The 21200-nt window shown below is 56.4% G+C and carries 16 protein-coding genes and 1 pseudogene; 8 read left to right on the plus strand and 9 right to left on the minus strand.

The window, feature by feature from the left end:
* Nucleotides 1-130: 130 nt before the first annotated feature.
* The 4 genes from ACS5RD_RS16210 (at nt 131) to ACS5RD_RS16225 (ending at nt 4388) form a co-directional block, all read left to right on the plus strand.
* Complete coding sequence (locus ACS5RD_RS16210) at nt 131-1009, plus strand: metallophosphoesterase (protein ID WP_489928254.1); 879 nt, start codon at nt 131-133, stop codon at nt 1007-1009.
* A gap of 114 nt (nt 1010-1123) precedes the next feature.
* The gene (locus ACS5RD_RS16215) at nt 1124-1546 is read left to right on the plus strand and encodes a DUF6634 family protein (RefSeq protein ID WP_489928255.1); all 423 of its coding nucleotides are present in this window, start codon (nt 1124-1126) and stop codon (nt 1544-1546) included.
* 57 nt (nt 1547-1603) lie between these two features.
* The gene (locus ACS5RD_RS16220) at nt 1604-2851 is read left to right on the plus strand and encodes an AAA family ATPase (RefSeq protein ID WP_489928256.1); all 1248 of its coding nucleotides are present in this window, start codon (nt 1604-1606) and stop codon (nt 2849-2851) included.
* Between the two features lie 271 nt (nt 2852-3122).
* On the plus strand, nt 3123-4388 hold the full coding sequence (locus tag ACS5RD_RS16225) for a metallophosphoesterase family protein (protein ID WP_489928257.1): 1266 nt from the start codon (nt 3123-3125) through the stop codon (nt 4386-4388).
* 265 nt (nt 4389-4653) lie between these two features.
* On the opposite strand, the gene ACS5RD_RS16230 is transcribed toward ACS5RD_RS16225, so the two are convergent.
* From ACS5RD_RS16230 to ACS5RD_RS16250, 5 genes and pseudogenes are all read right to left on the minus strand, one after another.
* The gene (locus ACS5RD_RS16230; RefSeq protein ID WP_489928258.1) at nt 4654-6363 is read right to left on the minus strand and encodes a hypothetical protein; all 1710 of its coding nucleotides are present in this window, start codon (nt 6361-6363) and stop codon (nt 4654-4656) included.
* 673 nt (nt 6364-7036) lie between these two features.
* Entirely contained in the window at nt 7037-7846 is an 810-nt protein-coding gene (gene qatD, locus ACS5RD_RS16235; RefSeq protein ID WP_489928259.1) for a Qat anti-phage system TatD family nuclease QatD, read from the minus strand.
* Nucleotides 7843-9162: a Qat anti-phage system QueC-like protein QatC gene (gene qatC / locus ACS5RD_RS16240; RefSeq protein ID WP_489928260.1), complete on the minus strand. Its 1320-nt coding sequence runs from the start codon at nt 9160-9162 to the stop codon at nt 7843-7845. Before qatC ends, qatD begins: the two co-directional genes overlap by 4 nt.
* A pseudogene (locus ACS5RD_RS16245) lies at nt 9155-9649 on the minus strand (hypothetical protein); the annotation flags it as partial. The gene qatC and the pseudogene ACS5RD_RS16245, both read right to left, overlap by 8 nt.
* Before the next feature lie 59 nt (nt 9650-9708).
* A protein-coding gene (locus ACS5RD_RS16250; protein ID WP_489928006.1) for an IS3 family transposase occupies nt 9709-10796 on the minus strand; the annotation gives its coding sequence in 2 pieces (ribosomal slippage) (nt 9709-10541 and nt 10541-10796; 1089 coding nt in all).
* Between the two features lie 480 nt (nt 10797-11276).
* Between ACS5RD_RS16250 and ACS5RD_RS16255 the strand changes: the two genes are divergently transcribed.
* A complete protein-coding gene (locus ACS5RD_RS16255; RefSeq protein WP_489928261.1) occupies nt 11277-11531 on the plus strand; it encodes a hypothetical protein in 255 nt (84 codons plus the stop codon).
* A gap of 429 nt (nt 11532-11960) precedes the next feature.
* Here the strand turns inward: ACS5RD_RS16255 and ACS5RD_RS16260 are convergent, their stop codons facing one another.
* The 3 genes from ACS5RD_RS16260 to ACS5RD_RS16270 all read right to left on the minus strand — a co-directional run bounded on the left by ACS5RD_RS16260 (nt 11961) and on the right by ACS5RD_RS16270 (nt 15922).
* Nucleotides 11961-12998: a BstA C-terminal domain-containing protein gene (locus ACS5RD_RS16260; RefSeq protein ID WP_489928262.1), complete on the minus strand. Its 1038-nt coding sequence runs from the start codon at nt 12996-12998 to the stop codon at nt 11961-11963.
* The gene (locus tag ACS5RD_RS16265; protein WP_489928263.1) at nt 12991-13926 is read right to left on the minus strand and encodes an IS1595 family transposase; all 936 of its coding nucleotides are present in this window, start codon (nt 13924-13926) and stop codon (nt 12991-12993) included. Before ACS5RD_RS16265 ends, ACS5RD_RS16260 begins: the two co-directional genes overlap by 8 nt.
* A gap of 229 nt (nt 13927-14155) precedes the next feature.
* Nucleotides 14156-15922: a KAP family P-loop NTPase fold protein gene (locus ACS5RD_RS16270; RefSeq protein WP_489928264.1), complete on the minus strand. Its 1767-nt coding sequence runs from the start codon at nt 15920-15922 to the stop codon at nt 14156-14158.
* Nucleotides 15923-16153: 231 nt separating this feature from the next.
* On the opposite strand from ACS5RD_RS16270, the gene ACS5RD_RS16275 reads away from it, so the two are divergent.
* A complete protein-coding gene (locus ACS5RD_RS16275) occupies nt 16154-16408 on the plus strand; it encodes a hypothetical protein (protein WP_489928265.1) in 255 nt (84 codons plus the stop codon).
* Nucleotides 16409-16558: 150 nt separating this feature from the next.
* Complete coding sequence (locus ACS5RD_RS16280; protein ID WP_489928266.1) at nt 16559-19387, plus strand: UvrD-helicase domain-containing protein; 2829 nt, start codon at nt 16559-16561, stop codon at nt 19385-19387.
* Nucleotides 19388-19719: 332 nt separating this feature from the next.
* Here the strand turns inward: ACS5RD_RS16280 and ACS5RD_RS16285 are convergent, their stop codons facing one another.
* Complete coding sequence (locus tag ACS5RD_RS16285; protein ID WP_054009124.1) at nt 19720-20304, minus strand: HNH endonuclease; 585 nt, start codon at nt 20302-20304, stop codon at nt 19720-19722.
* A 286-nt stretch (nt 20305-20590) separates the two neighbouring features.
* On the opposite strand from ACS5RD_RS16285, the gene ACS5RD_RS16290 reads away from it, so the two are divergent.
* Nucleotides 20591-21064 (plus strand): transglycosylase SLT domain-containing protein, encoded by a 474-nt coding sequence (locus ACS5RD_RS16290; RefSeq protein ID WP_489928267.1) that lies wholly within the window; start codon nt 20591-20593, stop codon nt 21062-21064.
* Nucleotides 21065-21200: the final 136 nt, after the last annotated feature.

A 21200-nucleotide genomic window follows, 5' to 3' on the forward strand; every position in this document is an offset into this window, starting at 1 on the left:
TTTGGCCAGGCTTTCGCCTGTGGCTTCCCTTTCGCTTATCCGCAAAAGGAATGCACATGACCTACTCTGCCCACTGCCGTCGCTCAATCTGCCGTATGTCCCCGCGGCCCGTGCGCTTGGGTGACCTATGATGTCCGCGCATCTTCTCATCGAGGCAGGCCCTGTTCTGGTCCTTGCCGATTTCCACTATGACGCCTATCAGCGCCGAGGTTTGGATCCTTTTGAAACGAACGGCCTTCGGGCTCTTGTGGGTCCGCATTATGCAGCGGTCGTCGTCGCGGGCGATCTCATCAATGATCCAAAGAGCCAACTGGCTCCGGCTTTGCACTGGCTGATCGAGCTGTTCGCACCTGCGCCGGTTTTCTTTCTGCCCGGCAATCATGATTTTTACTCGGCAGGAATTGATGAGGAGGATCTGTTGCGCGAGATCACCGCCGACGCCGGGGCGACATACGCGCAGAAACTTGAACTGGTTCAGGCCGATACACGATTTTTGATGGCCACTTTGTGGACCGACTTTGAGCTTTGTGGCGATCCTGAAACCGCGATGCGTGTGGCGTGGTCTCGCATGAACGATCATGCACGGATCTCGATGCCATCGCGCAAGTCCGGGGTGTCAGGCCAGGACGATCCGCAGTGGCGGCCACGCTCCGCCGTAACGCCGGCCGTCTTGCGGCAGATCCATTTCGATCATCGGGATTGGATGGAGCAGCGGCTCGCGGAACCTTTCAATGGTCGGAGCGTCGTGGTCAGCCATCACGCCCCGCACCCTGCGGCACAGGGGGCGATCGATGGGCTAAGTCCGGCGTTCGGTTCCGACTTGTCAGATTTGATCCTGCGCTATGAACCAGATCTCTGGCTGTTTGGACACACGCATCGGCGGCTGTCGGCTCAGGTCGGGCGGACGGTCGTGCGAAACGTGTCCCTCGGATATCCGTTTGAACACTGGGAGGGTGCAACCCCCGACCTTATCGCGGGCTGCGTCGTCGGTCCGGCCAGCTGGGACTAACGCGCCATAGGCGCTGCAGACGCATTGCGATTTGCGATCGCCAGCAAACCCGCCACGCCGCCCAATTTGCCTCGCTTGTCCTAGGCGGCACCATCCTTTGAAAGGTCTTTCCCCATGCTGCGTCTTCCCTTCAATCCGTGGCCCTTTTTGCCCTTTGATGACGCCCGCGAGGTGCTTTATGAAATCGATGCGGGGCCTGATCCGGCTGTTTTGGCCAGCGCACCGGTCCTAGATCTCTGGCAACCCATCCTTTCGAGCAAGATCGAGGTTCGCCTGACCGGCAAGTGCGGCGGCCATCCTACACTTGGTAGGTCGAAACGTTGGATCGTGACTAGCCCGTTGTTGGGGCTTGCCCCGGACTACACTTGGGCCCGGACCTACAGCCGTTTCTACAGACTGGGCCAGCTTGCGGATGTACTGGGGACTGATCTTCCACCTGAGATCCGTTTCCCGGGGCGATGCACCGCGCTGCCACTCGATCAGGTGCATTTCTTACTCGATATTTTGAGCAGCGAGATCAGAGATTCCGACGGCTGAAGTTTGCGCCGTGCTCACCCACCATCAGATTTCCTGACCGGCAAAAAGGTGTCGCCCATGACCGCTCACGTCATCTCGACCTATCCAACTGCACGCACCAAACCGACGTGCGGACATGGAACCGACGCGTTCGTCCTGGCGGCCAGCGCGCTGCGAAGGCGCCGGATAGGGGCACAGTTTCCTGCCTCGTATCCCTGCCATTCATCGGAAAGACCAGCCATGCCCATCAAGCCGCCTCTCAGATCCAACAGCCAACTCGCCGCAAACCGCGTACGCATCCTCGATCCCGCTTTATTTGTACCGGAGGAATCAGAAGTGCAGAAGCGGCTTGCAGCCTCCCTGCTGGTCCGGCGCAATCGTGGGTCGGACTTACCGTTGGAAAGCCTCAACTTCCATGATCGCCAGCGAGCGGCGTCACAAGCAAAGGCTTGGGTTCAACGCAAACAGCAGATTGCACGCCTTGACCGGATCAATGACATGCAGGCGCGGAAGCGCATCAGCGAACTGGCATCAGGCGGAGCGCAACTGGCAGGGCCAACGACCGAGACCGAGGTCGATGAAATGATGTCGGCCATCCACGTTGCAGCACCATGGCTGAGCGAAGTGACAACCTTTATCCTGCGCCATTTGCGCGGCCGCCTGCGCTCTGGCCAATCCGGTCTTGTCCTTCCGCCGATCATCTTGGTTGGCAGCCCTGGGGTGTCAAAAAGCTGGCTTGCACGCGAACTGGCTCGACTTGGCGGGGTTCCCGTCCGCCAAATCGACGTCGGCGGTGGCACGGCGGGTTTTCGGATCAGCGGCACGGAAAAAGGCTGGGGCACGGCATGCCCGGGAGTTCCCGTGGAAACCATCCTTTCAACCGGCACTGCAAACCCCTTTTTGATTGTCGACGAGATCGACAAATCCGGCCAAACGTTCGGCACATCGGGCAACAGCAGCAGCCTCTCGACCTCATTGCTGCAGGTCCTAGAGCGCGGCACCGCCACCGTGTTCGAATGCCCGTGCTATCGCGTCAGCTTCGATCTGTCACATGTGAGCTGGATTTTTACCGCGAACACGCTTGAAACAATCTCGGAGCCATTGCTCGACCGCGCCCGCGTGTTTCATATCCCGGATCTGACGCTGGATGACGTCCTTTACCACTTCAATCGAATGACTGCCGAGCATCCGGATCCCGAACTTGTAGATCTCGTTCGCAAGGCGGTTTTGGTACGCTGGAAGACCAAAGGCGAGCTTGGTCTGCGACGGTTGAACCGCATGATCGAGATGCTTCAGGCGGACCGCGAGGTGCAGCTGTTGAATTAGGCCGACCCTGAAAAGCCCCGTGAGTGGATGCAGATTTGCGTGATGACGCTGATCGTAGTCGCGCAATCTGACGGGATCCAGGTCGGCAGAGAGGCAATGCAACTGTGCCCTTCGATGACGAGACCAACCCCGGGAACGACAATGCTAGCCAAGAAATCCGGTCAAGATATCCAGTGCACCGACCGACAATGAAGGAACATTCGATGCTCTTCCAACGAATTGCCCGCACCAATCTTGATATCGACAAATCCTTCATTTACGGAGGTCAGACATGACGCCAGATGTCGATTTCATCCGGCCATGGGCAAGGCGCATCATGCTGCGTACGCCGCAGTTGTTTGGCCAAGGCCTACAGACCCCGCTCCGCTTTGGCTTCGAATGCGGCCCTGGCTGGTTTCCACTGATCGAGAAAACACTTGGAAAACTGGCACGGATCGCTCGGGAAGACGGCCTAGACCAGATGCGCATCCGCCAAGTGAAAGAAAAATATGGCACACTCCGCATCTATCTGTCTGGTGCAAATGATCGTGCCAGCATGGTGGCGAATGCGGCAGAAGCGATGTCGGCAAAGACCTGTGATTTGTGCAGTGCCCCCGTCCTGACGCCACCGGCTCAGACTGGCTGGATCGTCACCCGCTGCCCGGCCTGCATTGCGGGGAAAGCACGGGCCGCAGAGGTCCTGCGATCCACAAGTCTGGACTGCGGTCCTGAGGAGAAGCTGTACAGGGTACTGATCTTGTCTGACTTGCATCTCGATTTCTGGCTGGAGGCCAACGAAGAGCCGCTACCTGGCTTGGACAGTCAGGTCTTCCGCAGCATCGATCTGGTCATCCTCGCCGGCGACCTGACAAATATAGGCCATGTCCGCTGGAAAATGGCGCTGGAGTGGTTGGCCGAACGGGTCAACCCGGACAAAATCTGGGCGTTCCCCGGCAATCATGACGCTTACGGCGGCTTGATCGAGCAAGACAAAAAGCTGGGCAGCATCATCGAAAGCTTTGGTGGGCATTACGCACAGAAAGCCGAAATCAGGCTCAGTGGCCGCCGCTTTCTCTGCGCAACACTGTGGACAGACATGCGCCTCGGTGGCGATCTGAATGAAAACACGGACCAGGTCGTGAAAGTTATGAATGATTACAAGTACATCCGCTTGGCCGCCAGAGAATATGCCCGACTGCGTCCGGTAGATACGGTCGCAATTCACCGGGATCATCTGAATTGGCTCGAGACTGCCCTCGGCGAACCCTTCGAAGGCGAAACTGTGGTTGTCACACACCACGCGCCGCATGCCGATTGTTTGGCACCGTCGCATTCGTTGCCGGCGGCCTATGCAAGTGACCTCTCCAACTTGATCCTGCGGCATCAACCGTTGGTCTGGGCGCATGGCCATGTGCATCATCATCGCGATATCCAGTTGGGACGAACCCGCATCTTGAATGTAGGTCTCGGCTATCCAAGAGCATTGGACGCTGATCAGCCTCGCAACGATCCTCTGAGCGGGCTGATCACATGGGTCGGGCCGAAAGCTACGAACTGATCGCCAAGATCAAGCCAGAAAACCCTGCAGCAAAGAACCTGATCGTCCTTTTCGGCCCTTACCGGACGGTCGAGTGTTGTCCTTGCTGCGCAGCGGCGCTCCCAGACGCGGACACTCAACAGGTTCCGCAGCAAGATCCCGATCATGATGGTAGCGACGCGGGACTTTCCGTCGATCGCAGCAGTAGTCATTAGGCCCACAAGTCCATGTCACGCGATACGAACTCGCTGCCCTGGTAGTCCCCACCGAATGTAATGGTGGGGCCTCAAGCTTTTACGGTGATCGCGACGTGGCTGGAATAGCGCCATGCCCGAAGTTGGGACCGCTTTCCGATAATCGTCTGATCCTTAACACTTTCGGACCACAACGACAACAGAACCCCCCGTGGTCCTTCGGCCTTCGGCATATCGATCGTCACTACCTTGCCGGTATCGTCCTTCCAAAGTGCAATCGACCGGCTGCCGTCTGCCCGGGCATGGTTTGATCGTTCCACCAGCGCATAGGACGTTAGGCTAAGAACGGCGCATCCCGGATCATCGGCGAGTGCTGCGGCATATTGGCCTGGCCATCGCCCGGGCAGTTGGGCGCTATCCATCAAAAGGGCGAACACAAGATTCGGCCCGACTGCGCGCAAGATGTCGTGACAGACATCCGACCTTGCAAGCTCTTCGCAGATAAGCGCAGCAAAGACCGAACTCTGCCTGAACCGGTGGAAGTGGAGTTCTCGCTGTCCTACTGGTGTGTCTTCCCACCAACTTTTAATCTTTGGGTTCAACGCGGTGCCAAGTCCATACATTTCGACCTGCCGACGATCAAGGCGCCAGCGGTGATGCTTGCGTCGACTGTTTGTAAGATGTTTGCCCTTGTCACGCATCTGCCAGACTCGTGTCAGGACCGTATTGGCCTCGTTGTTGTCGCAATTTGTTGATGACCCAGAGATGACGAATTCCAACTCCTTTTCCACCCCTTTCAGCGCCGCGCAGACCCGGTCAAACACTGCATGGCTGAGCGCATACTCGGGAAAAACAATTGCATTCACCGTTCTGGTTTCCTCTTTGGCCTTGCGAAGCAAATCCTCGCAGGACCGGATGAACGCGACGATCTTATCTTCGGTACCGATCCAGTCCTGGTCGATGGAAAAGCTCTCCCAGTCAGGTTTTTCGTGATGGATATTCTCTCCATTTGCCGGGATGGACGTATTTGCGCGAAAGTTCATAGGCGTCAGTTTGAACGGCGCCGGGATCAACAGGATGTCCAGCGTGTCCTTGTCCTCGTTCTCGGGGGTGGCATCGGTCATATCCCAGCAGACGCGCATTTCGCCCCGCCCGGGCAAAAGTGCAAGATTGCGGGTCACGTTTCGGGTAGTGGTTCCCACCGGTGCGATTCTGAATTTCGGCATCACGCAGACAACTGCAGTATCCGACATCATGCCGAAAGAGGCCGGGCCACGTGGGGCCTTCTGCACCTCGGGGCTTTTCGTCCCCTTTGATGCGTCATCAATGTCACGATCCGCTGCATCATAGAGCGTTTGGAAGTAGGACGACAGAGGCGATTTCTCAAATGTCGTAAGCGCATCCCGAAAGGGTCGCACAACGGCCAGATCGGCAATCACCATCAGCGACAAAGCCGAACGCCACCAGGCAGGTGGGTGGGGCGAATCTGGGCGATGAACGTAAAAGCCGCAGTTTGTGGGGCTGTTCCAAGCTTTTAACAGAGTTTCCCAGTGATCCTGAACAGCGTCAGGCGGATCATACGAGTGGACGCAATTGGTTCGGAACTGTGGGTGATCGGGACGGCCGCCACGCATCCCACCCCGCCAGGCCCAGGCTATGTCATCCAAAAAATCACGGTGCGTCCGGTCAAAGGCGATCTGGCCATCCTCGCCATCTTTGGCGTAGGGGTTCGGATTGAAAAAGCCGACCACGCCACCGATCCTGCACAATTGCCCCGCGACGGCAAAGAGATCGGTAGCCATCGCCGGGCACAGAAGCCAGGCCGCCTTAGTGTCGCTCCGTTGGTCCTCCGAAAGCATTGAGGACAAATAGAGGGGAACATTCGTGCCGCGCGGAAAAACTGTTTGGATTGCTGCGCCGACAGTTTGAACGATAGGAAATGATGTCATCTTGAACCTGTAAACCAAACCGCACTGTCTTTAGCCATGTGGGCTGCGTCAACCCTTTCTTAATTCGGCCCACCTATCCTAAGAACTAATGTGTTCGCAACAGCACCGAGGGAACCGGGTGCTCACCTAAACGTTTGTGTGGGTGAGCACGCCACAACTAGTATGCTGTGACATCTCTGCATAAGTGGAGATCGTCGGGGACCGTAGCGACAGTCACGCTTGCCTGTCCGTCGGTTCGACGGTAAACATTTTGGAAAGCGAGCAAACGCCTTTTGGGACAGATCAGATGAGTTCACAAGCCACTTTAGAGTTGCTCACCGATCGTAAAGTGGTCGCGCGGACAAGGTTCGACACCGAAGTTGACGCGATGGTGGAATCGATGATCAGGTCGATTAAGAAAAGGCAGCCAGCATTCAAGGATGACGTCAACTTCCGAAAACAGCTTCGGTCCGAAGTGATAGATCACGTTTCCGCAGCATCGCGTTGATTTTGCTCTGTTTAATCCGAGAACCGCCACCACAGTCAGCTAAAGATAAGCGAACCTTTGGCCTACCGATTGGGTCGCTCCACCGCCATTTGAAACGGCAACGTCAAAGCCAGCTGGGCGACTGGGTTCGACGACGCGCCTAAGGTTGCCCAAAAGTTGTTGCTTCACATCTTCCGGCTCGCATTTCCAATGTTTTGCCAGCTCGACAAAGGCGGAAGACAGCGCCTCTCGAGGGTAACTGTGGCCCTTGGTTGAGGCAAATGGGGCATCCGTTTCCGTGAGAATTCTCTCTCTAGGGATCTTGGCCAGTAATGATCCCGCCCGCTTGCTTCGCAACATTGGCAGTCCAACCGAGAACCAGGCACCAATCTCAACGGCCCGCTCGGCATCACGGATGGGGCCGGTGAACCAGTGCAAAATTGGTGTTCCACAACCCGGATGTCGTTTTAGGGCCTCCAGCACCTCACCGCTCGCATGCCTGCTGTGGATGGACAAGATCTTGCCCCCCGCATCCGAGCAGGATCGCAACAGCCTGTTGAAAACCTCTTTTTGGAGGTCAAGGTGCGGCGCGAACTCATTTCCGCCATCAAGTCCGACCTCCCCGACATAACGGGTCTCTGACATCAGGCGGCAGAAAAGCTCAACCTCTTGGTGCCGTTCATGGACGAGTTGAGGGTGAAGGCCGAGCGCGGTTCGGATTCGTGATGAATTGGTTGGCAGTCGGGCAGTTTTGGCAAAAGCCTTAGGAGTGGTCGTGACTGAGAGAAGATAGATCCCTGCCGCTTCGACCTCAGACACAACTGCCGCTGGTCGAGGGAATAGGTCAAGATGGCAGTGAAAATCGATCAACCCATTATCCCCTTGCTTCTAAGGTAGTCGCGGACCTCCGCAAGGCCTCTCTCTTGAACACCAAACCAGCCGTCTCGCTCGCGGATTTGGAGTGGCAGTGGCCCAGTTGCGATTGCCCGTGCCTTCAGATTCCCGGCGCCCTCCCTCGAGGCGAGCACCATTGCAAGAAGGTCGTCGCGGATCTCCGGATCTTTCCACGCATCGCTGACATCATAGCGATAGCGGGTCTGATCGTCGATCCCGGCTCTGAAGAACGCTGCCCTGCGTATCAAGCAGGGCACGCAATAGCCGCACTGTGTGTTTTTCCGCTTCCACTTGCCGCAGGAAACGGTCCCGGAAAAAATGGCCGTTGGACGCCCAGCTCGCGCGGCCTCGTCCATCATCTCACCCTTGGTCTGATGGCGGAACTCATTGGTAAGCCGGACCGGCAACCCTATCGCATCAAATACATCTTGGATTATGCTGAGGAAATGCGGATGCGTGGTCCGGGTGCTGTGCGACCCGACACGCCTGCGCGTCAGGGGCGCATTCAGGGCAATGAAGCCGTTCTCTGGGACGAACAGGTCTACCGATCTTTTTGGTGCCCCACGCTTGGATGCCACCGCGCTGGCAACCACCGCACCGTAGGCCAAAAAGCCAAGGCTACGGGTCCTCATGCTGGTATCGTTCGGGCCACCACCCGTTTTCGCTGGGTGGGCATTTGCCTCAAACCATGGCAGTAGTTTTCCCAACTGGGGCGCGAGCTTCCGCTGGTAGCTTTTGTCACCGCGATAGGAGTGACTGACGAGAACCGGCGTCCGGCCACAAGCTACCAACTTGGTGACACCGAGAAGGCTGTCGAGTCCCCCCGAGAAAAGCGACACACAGTCAGCCGACCCTATTCCAACTGTTTTACGTTTCCGGAGTATCGCAGCCTGACTCGGTGGACGAGGACCGCCAGACCGAACCGATATGGCCCATTGATCGCCACTGAGGAAATCGAGCGCCCGTTTTAAGATCGGCAGAACGGGAGCCCAGACCGCGGGCTGGGCAAGCGGGATATCAATCTCAATTTCCCTGGACCAGCCGTTCGCAGCCCACCGGCCGCGATCGACAAACGTATCGGCCGCGATGACTGCCAGTGCTATTGAGAGAAAGTCGAACGCACGCTCATCTACCCTGACCCCAAGTCCGGCAACCGCCGATGGAAGTTGGTTCCCAACCGATCCGGTCGCCTGTCGCATCGGCCTTGGCCCATAAAGAACGACATCGAGCCGACCGTCCTCCGTGATCGCAGGAAGGGTGCTCTTGTCGTGGTGAAACACAAGCTTACTCACCGTATGCCTCCCACGCCGCCCAGACCTCGTTAATCGTTTCTCGCATAAACTGTCGTATATCGGCCTGCACGATGTTGCTCTTCCCTTCGAGCCGGGGACTGAGATTGACCTCAATAACGGCTCTGATAGTCTCGAGGAGCGCACCCTCGGCCTCGGGAGTGCTGGTGGTCGTTCCATTTGCCCAAGAACCACCGACTTCTTCCACGATTTCCTGAAACACAGCCTGCGAAAGATACTCACCAAGGATTCTTTGGATCGTCTCATCGTCCAGGCGCTCAGGGTTAAATTCCTCCTCACCAAGCACTTCGATCATCGCCTGATCGATTGACTCCCGGATCCGGTCCGCATCGCCATTGGCTGGCGCGAGCGCTTCGCTCAGTCTTTGGCAGACAACGTCGAGTGGTTGTCCGGTAAGCGATGCCTTTGAAAGCCCCCGCTCGTTAGCCAGCGTCCCGTCACCGCCGAGAGAGGATAGGACAGAGTAGAGATCGCCGCCCGAAGTATATAGGTAATCCCCCCATTTTTAACGGGGTGCATCCGTAGAACTTACGCGGCCATTTTCAGTTTCTGGGCGGGTGTGATGCCGCCGATGCCCATGTTCGGGCGGTCGTTGTTGTATGTCCATAGCCATTGTGTGGCGTGATCCTGTGCCTCCTCGATGGTTTCGATGATGTATTGGTCGAGCCATTCATGCCGGACGGTGCGGTTGTATCGCTCGATGTAGGCGTTCTGCTGCGGCTGGCCGGGTTGGATGTGCTGGATCGTGATGCCCTGTCTCTCAGCCCAGATCAGCAGCTTGCCACTGATGTATTCCGGGCCGTTGTCGACCCTTATGGTGCCGGGTTTGCCGCGCCATTCGATGATCCGGTCCAGGCTCCGGATGACCCTTTCGGCGGGTAGCGAGAAGTCAACCTCGATACCCAGCCCCTCGCGGTTGAAGTCATCCAGCACGTTCAGCAGCCGAAACGCACGGCCATCACCGAGGCGATCTGCCATGAAGTCCATGGACCAGGTCATGTTGGGTGCCTCGGGCACAGCAAGCACATCAGGTTTGTCCCGCTTCAGCCGCTTGCGGGGCTTGATCCGCAGGTTCAGTTCCAAGGCGCAATAGATCCGATAGACGCGTTTGTGGTTCCACGGATGGCCCTTCACGTTGCGCAGATGCAGAAAGCACAGCCCAAAGCCCCAGGTCTTGCGGGCGTCGGTCAGACCCACCAGAAGGTCGGCGATCTCTTCGTTCTCGGCTTTTAACTTCGGGCCATAGCGATAGCAGGTCTCGCTGACCCCGAAGGCCCGGCAGGCCAGCGCAATGCTGACCTTGTGTCGCGCCACCGCTTTCTCGGCCATCTCGCGGCGTTGAGATGGCCGCGTCATTTTTTTCCGAGAGCCTCTTTCAGCAGGTCGGCTTGCATGCTCAGGTCCGCATACATCCGCTTCAGCCGGCGGTTCTCGTCCTCGATGGCCTTCATCTGGCTGATCAGCGACGCATCCATGCCGCCATACTTCGCCCGCCACTTGTAGAACGACGCATTGCTCATGCCATGCTCGCGGCACAGCTCTGCCACCGGCACACCGCCTTCGGCCTGACGCAGGATCGCAAGAATCTGCGCCTCAGTGTATCTGCTTGTCTTCATTCAGAATCTCCTCGTTCATCTTGGCGAGAAAATTCTACTTATGCAGCCCCTTACTTTCGGGGGGGATTACCTATACGCTTCCGAATCTTCGCGGACCAACAGAGCTCCCGCCGGTTGCGGTGCGAGCGTAATGCCCTAAGGAGCGTTGGAGGTCTTGCGGATCTCCGGTTTGTAGGTATTTTCGGGACCTATATACAGAACTAGCCAGCGAAGGGCGAAGTCGCAGGGGCGGTTAACATGTTGGAAACCTGCGTCGTTCAAGGATGTGATCGCCGTTTGGGCTGTCATGGCCTTGCCCCAGCTGGGATCAGGCCCATATTTTGTGGATCTATGAATGTTCTCGTAAGGTTCGCACACAGTTGCAAACTGAACCACATTTGCGACACTTTGGTCGCTTACGCAGGGTCGAACTTTAAATGAACGTGTTGTCAATCCATGTATGGTATGGTTTGAGTGCCATGAAAATAGCGGGAGTCAAGTATGTCTGAAACACAAAATCTGCGGATCGTCGTTCTACGCGAAGGCGATACTTACGTTGCGCAGTGCTTGGAGTATGACATTTGTACCCAAGCACCGGACATCGCAACTTTGCAAGATCGAATGGAATGCTTGTTAGAAGCCGAACTTACCGAAGGGCAAGCTATTGACGCTGCGCCGGAAAGATTCCACAAGATGTGGGATCAAGCGTTCCTTCGACCAGCAGGCAACCACGAGTATGGATTGATTGCTGCTTAAGCCAGAGTGATCAATGTCAGCACCTTTCGCACCCTCTCCGAAGCTACGTGAGTATCTTGATTGGGTGCGAACCCATGCGGGTTGCGAGGTAAAAGAGGGCGTGCGAGGAACGAAGTCAATCGTTCGAATCAGTTCGCCAACTGGCAAAGTTGTCCATCAAGTTGGGCTGCATGATACAGAACCATTGTGTCATAGTCTCGTTGCGCACCTTGACCGTAGACTAGGCATAGACTCGCCATTTCCCAAGACACCAGACAGCTACGAATAGTTTGATAGCTGGCGGTTGCCCGGACGCGCGGACACCTGTGACGGTATCGAAGGCGTACAGGGACACGGCAGGCACGGCCCGCAAGGTTGATTGATGAACAAGTCTACCCGGAAGTCAGAATATCTCGTATTCACCGTCTGCAAGCACTGCCCAGATTGGCGCTAGTGACCGATCAGCTTGGGCGATAGACGCTCTATGGCAAGCTGCGCGACCGATGGGGCGATTTGCTTTTGCCCTTTCAGATAGTTTTTGAACTTTCCCCCGCTCAAATATTCGTCCTGCAACCATCTGCGATACTCGCCCAGAGCATCCAATGGATAGCAGTTGGCAATTTGCGGGTTAGATTTAGCCTGAGGATGATCCTTGGGGTATCGGTGGGGGAATTTCTCACGATCCCCAAATCTAGCCCCAAAATTATTCAAATCCCAGTGTTTTGCCCAATGCTGTCCGATTGAGATATCGGGAACCATCTTCTCGCCTATGGGAGCACCAGCCATAATTAGTTCATACATTACGGTATGGGCTTCATTGAAAATGCTGAAATAGCCGGAAGGCGCGCTCTGATGGTTCAGTTCAATGCGTTCATGCCACTTTCGCAGCGGTTCCGTGAGGCGCTGCCCAGTAGGATCATAGCCAACTTGGCTGTAGATAAGGTCTTGTAGGGCTTTCCCAGCGAGAATTCGGTAATTGTCACGGGCGGTTGTGCGCGGAGTTGCAGCATCAAAGGCGTAATACTCTAGAACTGCTAGGCATATCGCATCGGGGAATGCGTGGATTGTTCGACTTCCGTCCGAGGTCTCAATATGCGCCTCCGGGGCGCTAATCCCGCGCTTACTTAGGATCGACTTAATTGCGCTAATTCTAGGCTTTTGTGGGTTTTCATTCCAATCCTGACTGATTGTGCGAATGTGGAGGTTCTCAATGCCAACTAGGCGTGCCAGCCCCCGCCCTGTTAGGAATGCTGTCCCATCTTTAAGGACGCCCATTCCGATGCCTTCAATTTCAGCTTGGCGCTCGATTTGCAGGTCAAGCTTGCCCTGTTTTGGGTCGAGTTCCTTAGCGGTCGTTTTTTGAGGCAAGTATTTGATTTCATTTGATTTCATACCGAGTTCCTCTGGCTTTACACGCGGCACAATCGCACCTAACAAATCGTCAAAACTAGCGTCGATGGGGTCTATAATGTCGGGTTTCTTAGCCACGGACCAACTCCTCATAGGACAGGTGCTTGGACGCCATCCTGTCAATAGTCATGTTTATGAACTGCATCGTGCCAACTTGCGAGGTGTTATGGCGGAAAGAAAATTCCTTCACATAGCGATGCAAGTGCTTGGCGCTCATGTAGTGGTAGATGCCATAATGGCCGCGCTTCAACAGCGCCCAGAAGCTTTCGATGCCATTGGTGTGGGCCATGTCACGAACAAACTCACCAACCGAGTGATTGACGGTCAAGTGGTTGAAGCCAGCGCGGGCCAGCGGGCGGTAGCCGCGAAGCTCATCTGTAACTACGGTAGCGCCAGCGGGAGCATTGGCCGCGATGAAGCCGATCAGGGTGCCGGACTTCGTGTTAGCAACTGGCTCTGCGCGAACTTGGCCGCTTTGATCGCGCATCCCGACTACAGCGGTTTTGCCGACAGCGCCGCGACCAATGTGCAGCTTCTTGTTAGCGTGTTTGTTGCTTTCCTTACCGCCCACATAGGCTTCATCGACTTGAACGTGATCGCCCATATCGTCATTCTCGCCACCTTGGCTTTTCAACCAAGTTTCGCGGATACGTTGGGCGAGGAACCAAGCCGACTTTTGAGTGATGCCCAACTCGCGCGCCATTTGGGTTGAAGGGATGCCTTTGCGGGCGCTGGTGAGCATGAAGATAGCCAACAGCCATTTCAGCAAGGGAAGGCGGCTTTCTGCAAGCACAGTGCCAGTGCGGACGCTGAAATGCGCGCGGCAGTCCTTGCAGCGGTAGGCCATCGGTTTGTGGTCTTTGCACTCAGTTACGTTGACAGAGCCGCAATGACCACAAACAGGCTCCGAACCCCAGCGGCGATCTTCAAAGAACTTACGCGCGGCTTCCTCATCGGGAAACTTCTTGAAGAACTCGAAGGTGCTTAGGGTATCGGGCTTTTGCATCGTGAACTCCATCGCTCACGAACATAACTAGCCAAGCATAGAAGGCGTGTCAACTGAACTTTGGCTAGTTAAGTATATAGGTCCCGTATTTTCCGAAGCTTCGACGAAACGCCTGAAAACGCTTGGGCTCAGGCTGCGGAACTGGCTTGCCGGGTTCATCGTCTGCCCATGGTGGCACGAGGGGTTGATCTCTGCCGGACCCTTTAGAGGATGCTGACGTGCCCATACTTTATTTCCCCTGCCCCTTATCCTTCATAAGACTCGCCATCCACGGCGGCACTTTGGGCAGAGACCCGACAAAACGCACCAAGCGAGCGTGAGCCTCCGCAGACGTCTGGGCCAGAAGAACCCCTCCGCGAAAATCGGCTCTAATCTTGGTCCATTCCGGATTTCGATTCATAGACAAACACAATTCTTCCATAACACCCTCCATCTCGCCTAGGTTGAGTGTGGAAATTGCATCCTGTGAGACTTTGGAGGTCATAGAAACAGTTTTTCGCAATACTTCGAGCGCCGCAACAGCTGCGAGACTCAAGCCGGCCGATATGGGCTGGACCGGCAGGGTCTCGCGAGAGAGATAGAAAACGGCACGCAGGTCAACTCCGCCCAACGGCGGATCAAGTTTCAGCCAGTCCTGAATGAACGCTTTATGTTTCTGCCATTCTTTCGGGAGTTGGCTCTCGAAAGCCTCATCGTCCTCGAAGAGTGTGGCCTCAAGGCTTTTCAGCAGATCAACTTTTCCGCTTTGCGCATTATTGACCAGCTGCCCGAAGGAGCGGATGGCATCCCCGTCCGTGCAACGTTCGAACAAAGCCAATTTTGCAATCAGACCCTCATCAAGAGGCATTTTCCGGCGCCGCGCTACGGCGGCCCGCATGCGAATGACATTCAGAAGTCGCTTCACAATACGGGGGTTACCCTGCACTCGCTCCGCGTAGGCCAGCTGACTAGAGACCTGATCCATCGTATCAAGATTTCGCAGGACAGCATGGCTGGGCGGAAGTTGCAGTATGGCGGCCACCTCCTCCACCGTAATGGGCGGCTCGTCAGACCAACTTCGGCGCAGCCTCTCGATAAGCGTGATGCGGAGTTTTTCCACAATTTCTCCACCAAGGCCTCCTTGGGAGGCGGCAAGCATGAAAAGGTATGCCCTGACCTCCTGCAGCCCCAGCTTCGGCACACGAACCGGCACGTTGATCAGCTTGTCCAGATAGTCTGAAACATGTCGGTCACCTGGCCCGGAGAAGTGTTTCGCGACGGAATGCCTAATCATGTCCTCGTCGGCCGCAACGATAAAAGCGGTCTTTGGCAGGAACAGGAACAACTGCATGGCCTCAAGGGTGGCGATCGTGTTCGGTGGCAGGCATCGGTCAAGGTTATCGACGAAGACGACAAGTCTTCGGTCTATGGATTCAAGAAGGCTAGAGAATTCTGCACGGAAGGCGTCGATCTCCTCCGGTGGATTGCGCATTTCCTTATCTTGGAGCAAACCGCCAAGTTGCTGCTTGCCATCAGCGATCGCCTCACGAACATCGCCGACATCTTCAACATCTCCCTCGCCACGGATAATGTTTCCAAGCGCCCCCAACCCCTTGGTTATTCCTCCGAAGGTCGGGACACCCATAGCAAGTGCCCCAAGGTCCATGGCGATACCCATGACTTTCAACTTGTTCACGCGCCGGTAGAAGGTCGCGGCCTTTTCCTTCTGTCCTTCAGGGGCCGCTGCGTAGAGGCTTTTTGCAATCACCGTCATCAGGGCCGACTTCGCCTCGTCGAAATCTTGGTAGAGCCAGGCATCGAAGTCGACCACCACATACCTACTGTTCGACAATTCTTGAGAAATCAGGCGTAGAATACTAGACTTCCCAACACCCCAACTCCCATAGACCCCGATTGAGGTGGGTAACATCGAATCGTCTGATATTATCTCGGCAATCATCTCTGAAACTTCGGAGTAGTTCAGATAATCAACGCGACTTTCACTGTCAGACCACATGTTCAAATTTCCCGGCCGTTTTACCAGGACCCCCTGATGAAAAAGTTGTCTATTAATATGATGGGTTGTCTGGGCAGAAGTATCCAGCACTTATAACTTGTGTGGACTATGAATGGGTCGATATGCTTCTGTAAAGCTCGGACTTACCGCACACCGCACACCAAAACTGAGGGACCGTCTCTGCATACCGCGACCATCTATGCCCAAGCTTAGCTCCATCCGGGGCTGATGTTGCCAGCGATCCTGCTGACTGGCGATTCAGGTTTTGGCAAATCCCTCAGACCGCTTTCCGTTCCTTGCGGCGGGTGGGCAGAAATACGCGCGGTGATCGAACAACTGCTTCATGCAGATGCCGCAATCGCATTGCCGCACCTGCTCGGGTCGGCTTCCCGCCCTTTGTTGTTCGGCAGGGAAGCAACGCATTTGGCCTTCGAAGACATTTCAATGATCACGGTTGCAGTTCGCCTTGGTGACAGCACAAGCTAGCCAAACATGACGACGAGGCCTATTTCATTGATTCGATTGCAACAACACGCTTTTTTTGGATTCCTAGCCGATCCTTTCAGCAGGACTGCCCGCGCATTGGATCTGGACGGGGACCACATACGGATCACGCGCCGGGGCCAGGTTGCGTGCATGTCATTGCAGACGATGGTGAGCGCACCTTCATTCCGAAAGGGTATACTCGGAACCGCACTGACCATCCGCTCGGCTGAATTTGGCGAGATCACGTTGAAGGGCGCGGGCCACCACGCTGCCCATGAATTTTCAGCGCAGGTTGTTGCAGCTTGGACCCGCTTCAATCTCGCTGCCCTCGAGACGGAAGCGGCGCGACTGGACAGGATCCTTGCCGGGGTACTGTTGCTGGCGACTCCGTCCCGATACCCCGCCGCTTGTCAGATCGCGCCCCTGCTGGACGACGCCCGTGATCTGGATGCATCGCTCCTGTCGAAGCTGAATACCGAGGCAGTCGGCCCAAAGGTCGTCGCACGCATCGCGCCTGTTCGGAAATTTGCAGTCGACCCGCGATCGGCGCGGGCAAATGCCATTGCCATTTTCGTGACCGCGGAACTGGATCGGTGGCAGGATTTCTTCGACACGATCGAGAGCAAACCACTGACGCCGGAACAGCGCCTTTCGGTCGTCGTCGATGAGGATGCGACGCTCGTTCTTGCCGGGGCAGGATCGGGCAAGACCAGCGTCATCACCGCCAAGGCGGCCTATTTGGTCAAGGCGGGCATCCGACAGCCGGAAGAAATTCTGCTTCTGGCCTTCGCTAAAAACGCGGCGGAGGAGATGTCGGAACGGGTCGAGGCTCGATCAGGCGTGCCTATTGTAGCTCGGACTTTCCACGCGGTGGCCTACGACATCATCGGGATCGTTGAAGGGTCAAAACCCGCCTTGGCCGATCACGCGACCGACGACATGGCCTTCACAAACCTGATCAAGCAGATCCTGAAGGACCTAATCCATCGGCTGTCAGAAGTATCGAAGGCGATTATCCAGTTCTTCGCGCATTTTCTTGTCGAGCCCAAGACCGAATGGGACTTCAAGACCAAGCATGACTTTTACACCCACATGGAAGCGCAAGACCTGCGCACGCTGCAGGGCGAAAAGGTCAAGAGCTACGAAGAACTGCAGATCGCCAACTGGCTCTACGAGAGCGGCGTCGAATACGAGTACGAGCCGGTCTACGAACATAAGATCCCGGAAACCGGCAGGCGCGACTACCAGCCGGATTTTAGGCTGACCGAAAGCGGCATCTACATCGAACACTTCGGGGTACGGCGCCAAAAGATGGCTGATGGCAGCGAGCGGCTGATCACGGCGCCCTTCATTGATCGCGACGAGTACCTGGCTGGCATGGACTGGAAGCGAAAAGTCCATGGCGAGTTTGAGACCACGCTGATCGAGACCTACAGCTATGAACGGCAGGAAGGACGTCTGCTGACCGGCCTTGCCAAAAAGCTGCCACCGCAAGTCACCCTCAAACCCCGCCCGGTTGACACGATCTATGACCGGATCATCGAATTGAAGCAGGTCGACGACTTCTCCAAGCTTCTCGGAACCTTCCTGCGCAAGTTTAAGAGCGGTGGTTACAGCCTGCAGGATTGCGAGACGAAGTCAGACAGGATGAAGCTGGGCAAACGTGCTAGGGCGTTTCTCGACGTCTTCGCGCCGGTCTTCGAGGAATACCAAAAGCGTCTGGAAGGCCGGATCGACTTCGAGGACATGATCCTGCGCGCCGCGCGCTATGCCGAGACCGGCCGCTATGTCAGCTCGTTCCGCCACATCCTAGTCGACGAGTTCCAAGACATTTCGCAAAGCCGGGCCCGGCTGGTGAAGGCGCTGAAAGCCCAGCATCCCGATGTGCGCGTCTTTGCCGTCGGTGACGACTGGCAATCCATCTTCCGTTTCGCCGGGTCCGATATCTATCTGATGCGCCATTTCGGGCGGGAGTTCGGCGGCAGCTTCGATGGCGAGGCTGGCGTCCACCGGAGTGTCGATCTCGGCCGCACCTTCCGCTCGGTCGACCAGATCGCCTTCGCCGCCAGGACCTTCGTCCTGCGGAACCCCGCACAGATCCAGAAGCAAATCGTCCCGGCCGGGACGGCGACCGAACCGGCGATCAGGATCGTGACCGTGTCCAAAGGCGAGGACGAAGGCAAACTGTCCGAAGTGCTTGACGCGATGTCAGCCACTGTGGCGCCGGAGGCAAAGTCTGCGACGGTGCTGCTCCTCGGCCGATATCGCTTTATCGAACCAGACATGCAGAATCTGAGGCGGCGCTACCCGCGGCTAAAAATCACCTTCAAGACTATCCATGCGTCCAAGGGTCTGGAGGCCGACCACGTCATCCTGCTGAACGCCGACAGCGGGCGCACGGGGTTCCCGTCAGAGATCGTCGACGACCCCCTCTTGTCTCTGGTGTCGCCAGAGGAAGAGGCGTTTCAGAACGCTGAAGAGCGTCGCGTCATGTATGTGGCAATGACGCGGGCCCGTCACACCCTGACGATCCTCGCCTCGAATGCACGGCCTTCGTCTTTTGTAACTGAGCTTCGGAAATACCCTATCTATGGGATTGCGGCAGCGCCCGGGGCTGAGCCGCAAGCGCATGTTTGCGGCGAATGCGGAGGGCGGATGCTCGGCGTCACCGGGCAGGATGGTCGTATTTGGTATCGCTGCGAACACGTTCAGCATTGCGGAAACCTGCTGCCCGCCTGCCCATCTTGCGGAACCGCTCTGCCGCGCCGCCGCACTAATGGGACGCTCGAGGTTCTATGTGGCTGCGGTGCCGCCTATCCGATCCGCCCGCAATGCGAAGACGGCTGGCTGGTCGAACGCAGCGGCAGCTATGGGAAGTTCCTTGGTTGCGTCCGCTATCCGACCTGTGTCGGAAAAACGAAAATATCGAGTGGTGAAAAACCAGTCGTCACCAAACCACGACGGCGAAGTGTGAGCTAAAATTCGGTATACAGGCCTGCCCATCGCCCAACTCGCAGGCAAGAGCAGCCGCCCTCAGCGAAACTAGGCAATACCAAGTCAGCAAAAAAGAACTTTCTGACCAGTCAACCGCCGATCAAGCGATCATCAGGGATTCGGGATCCAATACATACCTGCGAACTTGCGGTCATCAGAACCAGCTTACTTATGCCGCGACCAAAAGCTGAAACCAAAACCACTCAAGAAACTGAACAAAAACAACGCCTGGTGAATCCGATGCTTCCTTACGGAACCAAAACACCCGTTTTTGTGACTTTTATGGGTCGTTTTACAATCAGCCCCAAGAAGCGCCCTCAGGCGTCCAGTTCCGCATCCCAATACAGATAATCCATCCAGCTGTCGTGCAGATGGTTCGGCGGAAAGCGGCGGCCATGGCCCTGCATTTCCTCTGCCGTCGGCATCCTTGGCACTTTTGCCAGATGCAGCCCCGCCTGTTTCAGTGTCCGCGAACCTTTGCGCAGATTGCAGGGCGAGCAGGCCGCCACCACATTCTCCCAACTGGTCACACCGCCTTTGGAACGCGGCAGCACATGATCGAAGGTCAGATCACCTTTGGCCGCGCAATATTGGCAGCAAAATTCGTCGCGCAGAAAAAGATTAAAGCGCGTGAAGGCCACGCGCTTTTGGGGTCTTACATAGTCCTTCAGCACCACCACCGAAGGTATGCGGAATTCTTGTCGCTGGCTTCGCACGACATGATCGTATTCGGCCAAAATCTGCACGCGGTCCAAGACCGCCGCTTTGATCGCTTCTTGCCAAGGCCAAAGTGACAGCGGGTAATAGCTGAGCGGGCGGAAATCCGCATTGAGCACCAGCGCCGGAAATTGCTTCAGCGCCGCAGGGTCGCGTACAAACTGGGTCCTAAAATCGCCGTCCATTCCGCAAGAGACTCCGTATTTCAACAGTCGTCAACAGGGTGCAGTCGTCTTAAGGCCAACCATATCTGGCGTTTTGCCAAGCGCAAGCCCAAGATATGTGGTAATCTGCCCAGCTTTGATCACAACAGAATGACAGAAGCGGCGATTGCTGTCTGCGATCAAGTTTTGAGCAATTCGCAAAGCTTGCCGCACATTTTCCCGCCGATCTGGGCCTTGGCCCTTTCCAGACCGGGTTCGCGTCGTTATCACGCGAAAAACCCAGAGGAACTTGATGCCGAGGAACCTGATGCCGAGGAACTTGACGCCCTTGTCGCGCCGCGCCCTGCTGTCTCTCAGCCTCAGCGCCCTGACGCTTGCCGCTTGTGGCGGCGGCAGGCCGCCGAAACTGGAACCCGCGTCCGGCGACACACCCGAGATGCATGCGCTGATCAAGAAATGGGCGCGGATTCACGACATCCCAGAAAGCCTGTTGCACCGTCAAATCCGCCGCGAAAGCGGCTACAACCCGGCCGCGCGCCACGGCCCCTATTATGGCCTATTGCAAATCCACCCGCAAACCGCCGCCACCATGGGCTATCACGGCCCGGCCTCTGGCTTGCTCGATGCCGAAACCAACCTGCATTACGCTGGAAAATATCTGCGCGGCGCATGGCTGGTGTCGCGCGGCAGTGAAGACCGCGCGATGATGTGGTATGCCAAAGGCTACTACTATGAGGCCAAGCGCATGGGGCTGTTGGAAGAGACCGGACTGCGGGGCTGAGGGCGGAAAACGAAGCCGTTTTCCGGCACGATTTCCGTGTCAGGAATCGCCCTCACGCCGTCAAAGTGTTAATTTTTCCTTAAGTTGACCATATCAACACGCTGATAACACAGTATATTTTTTGGTCCCGAGTTGG

The organism is Cypionkella sp. PAMC25878 (genome assembly GCF_058135695.1).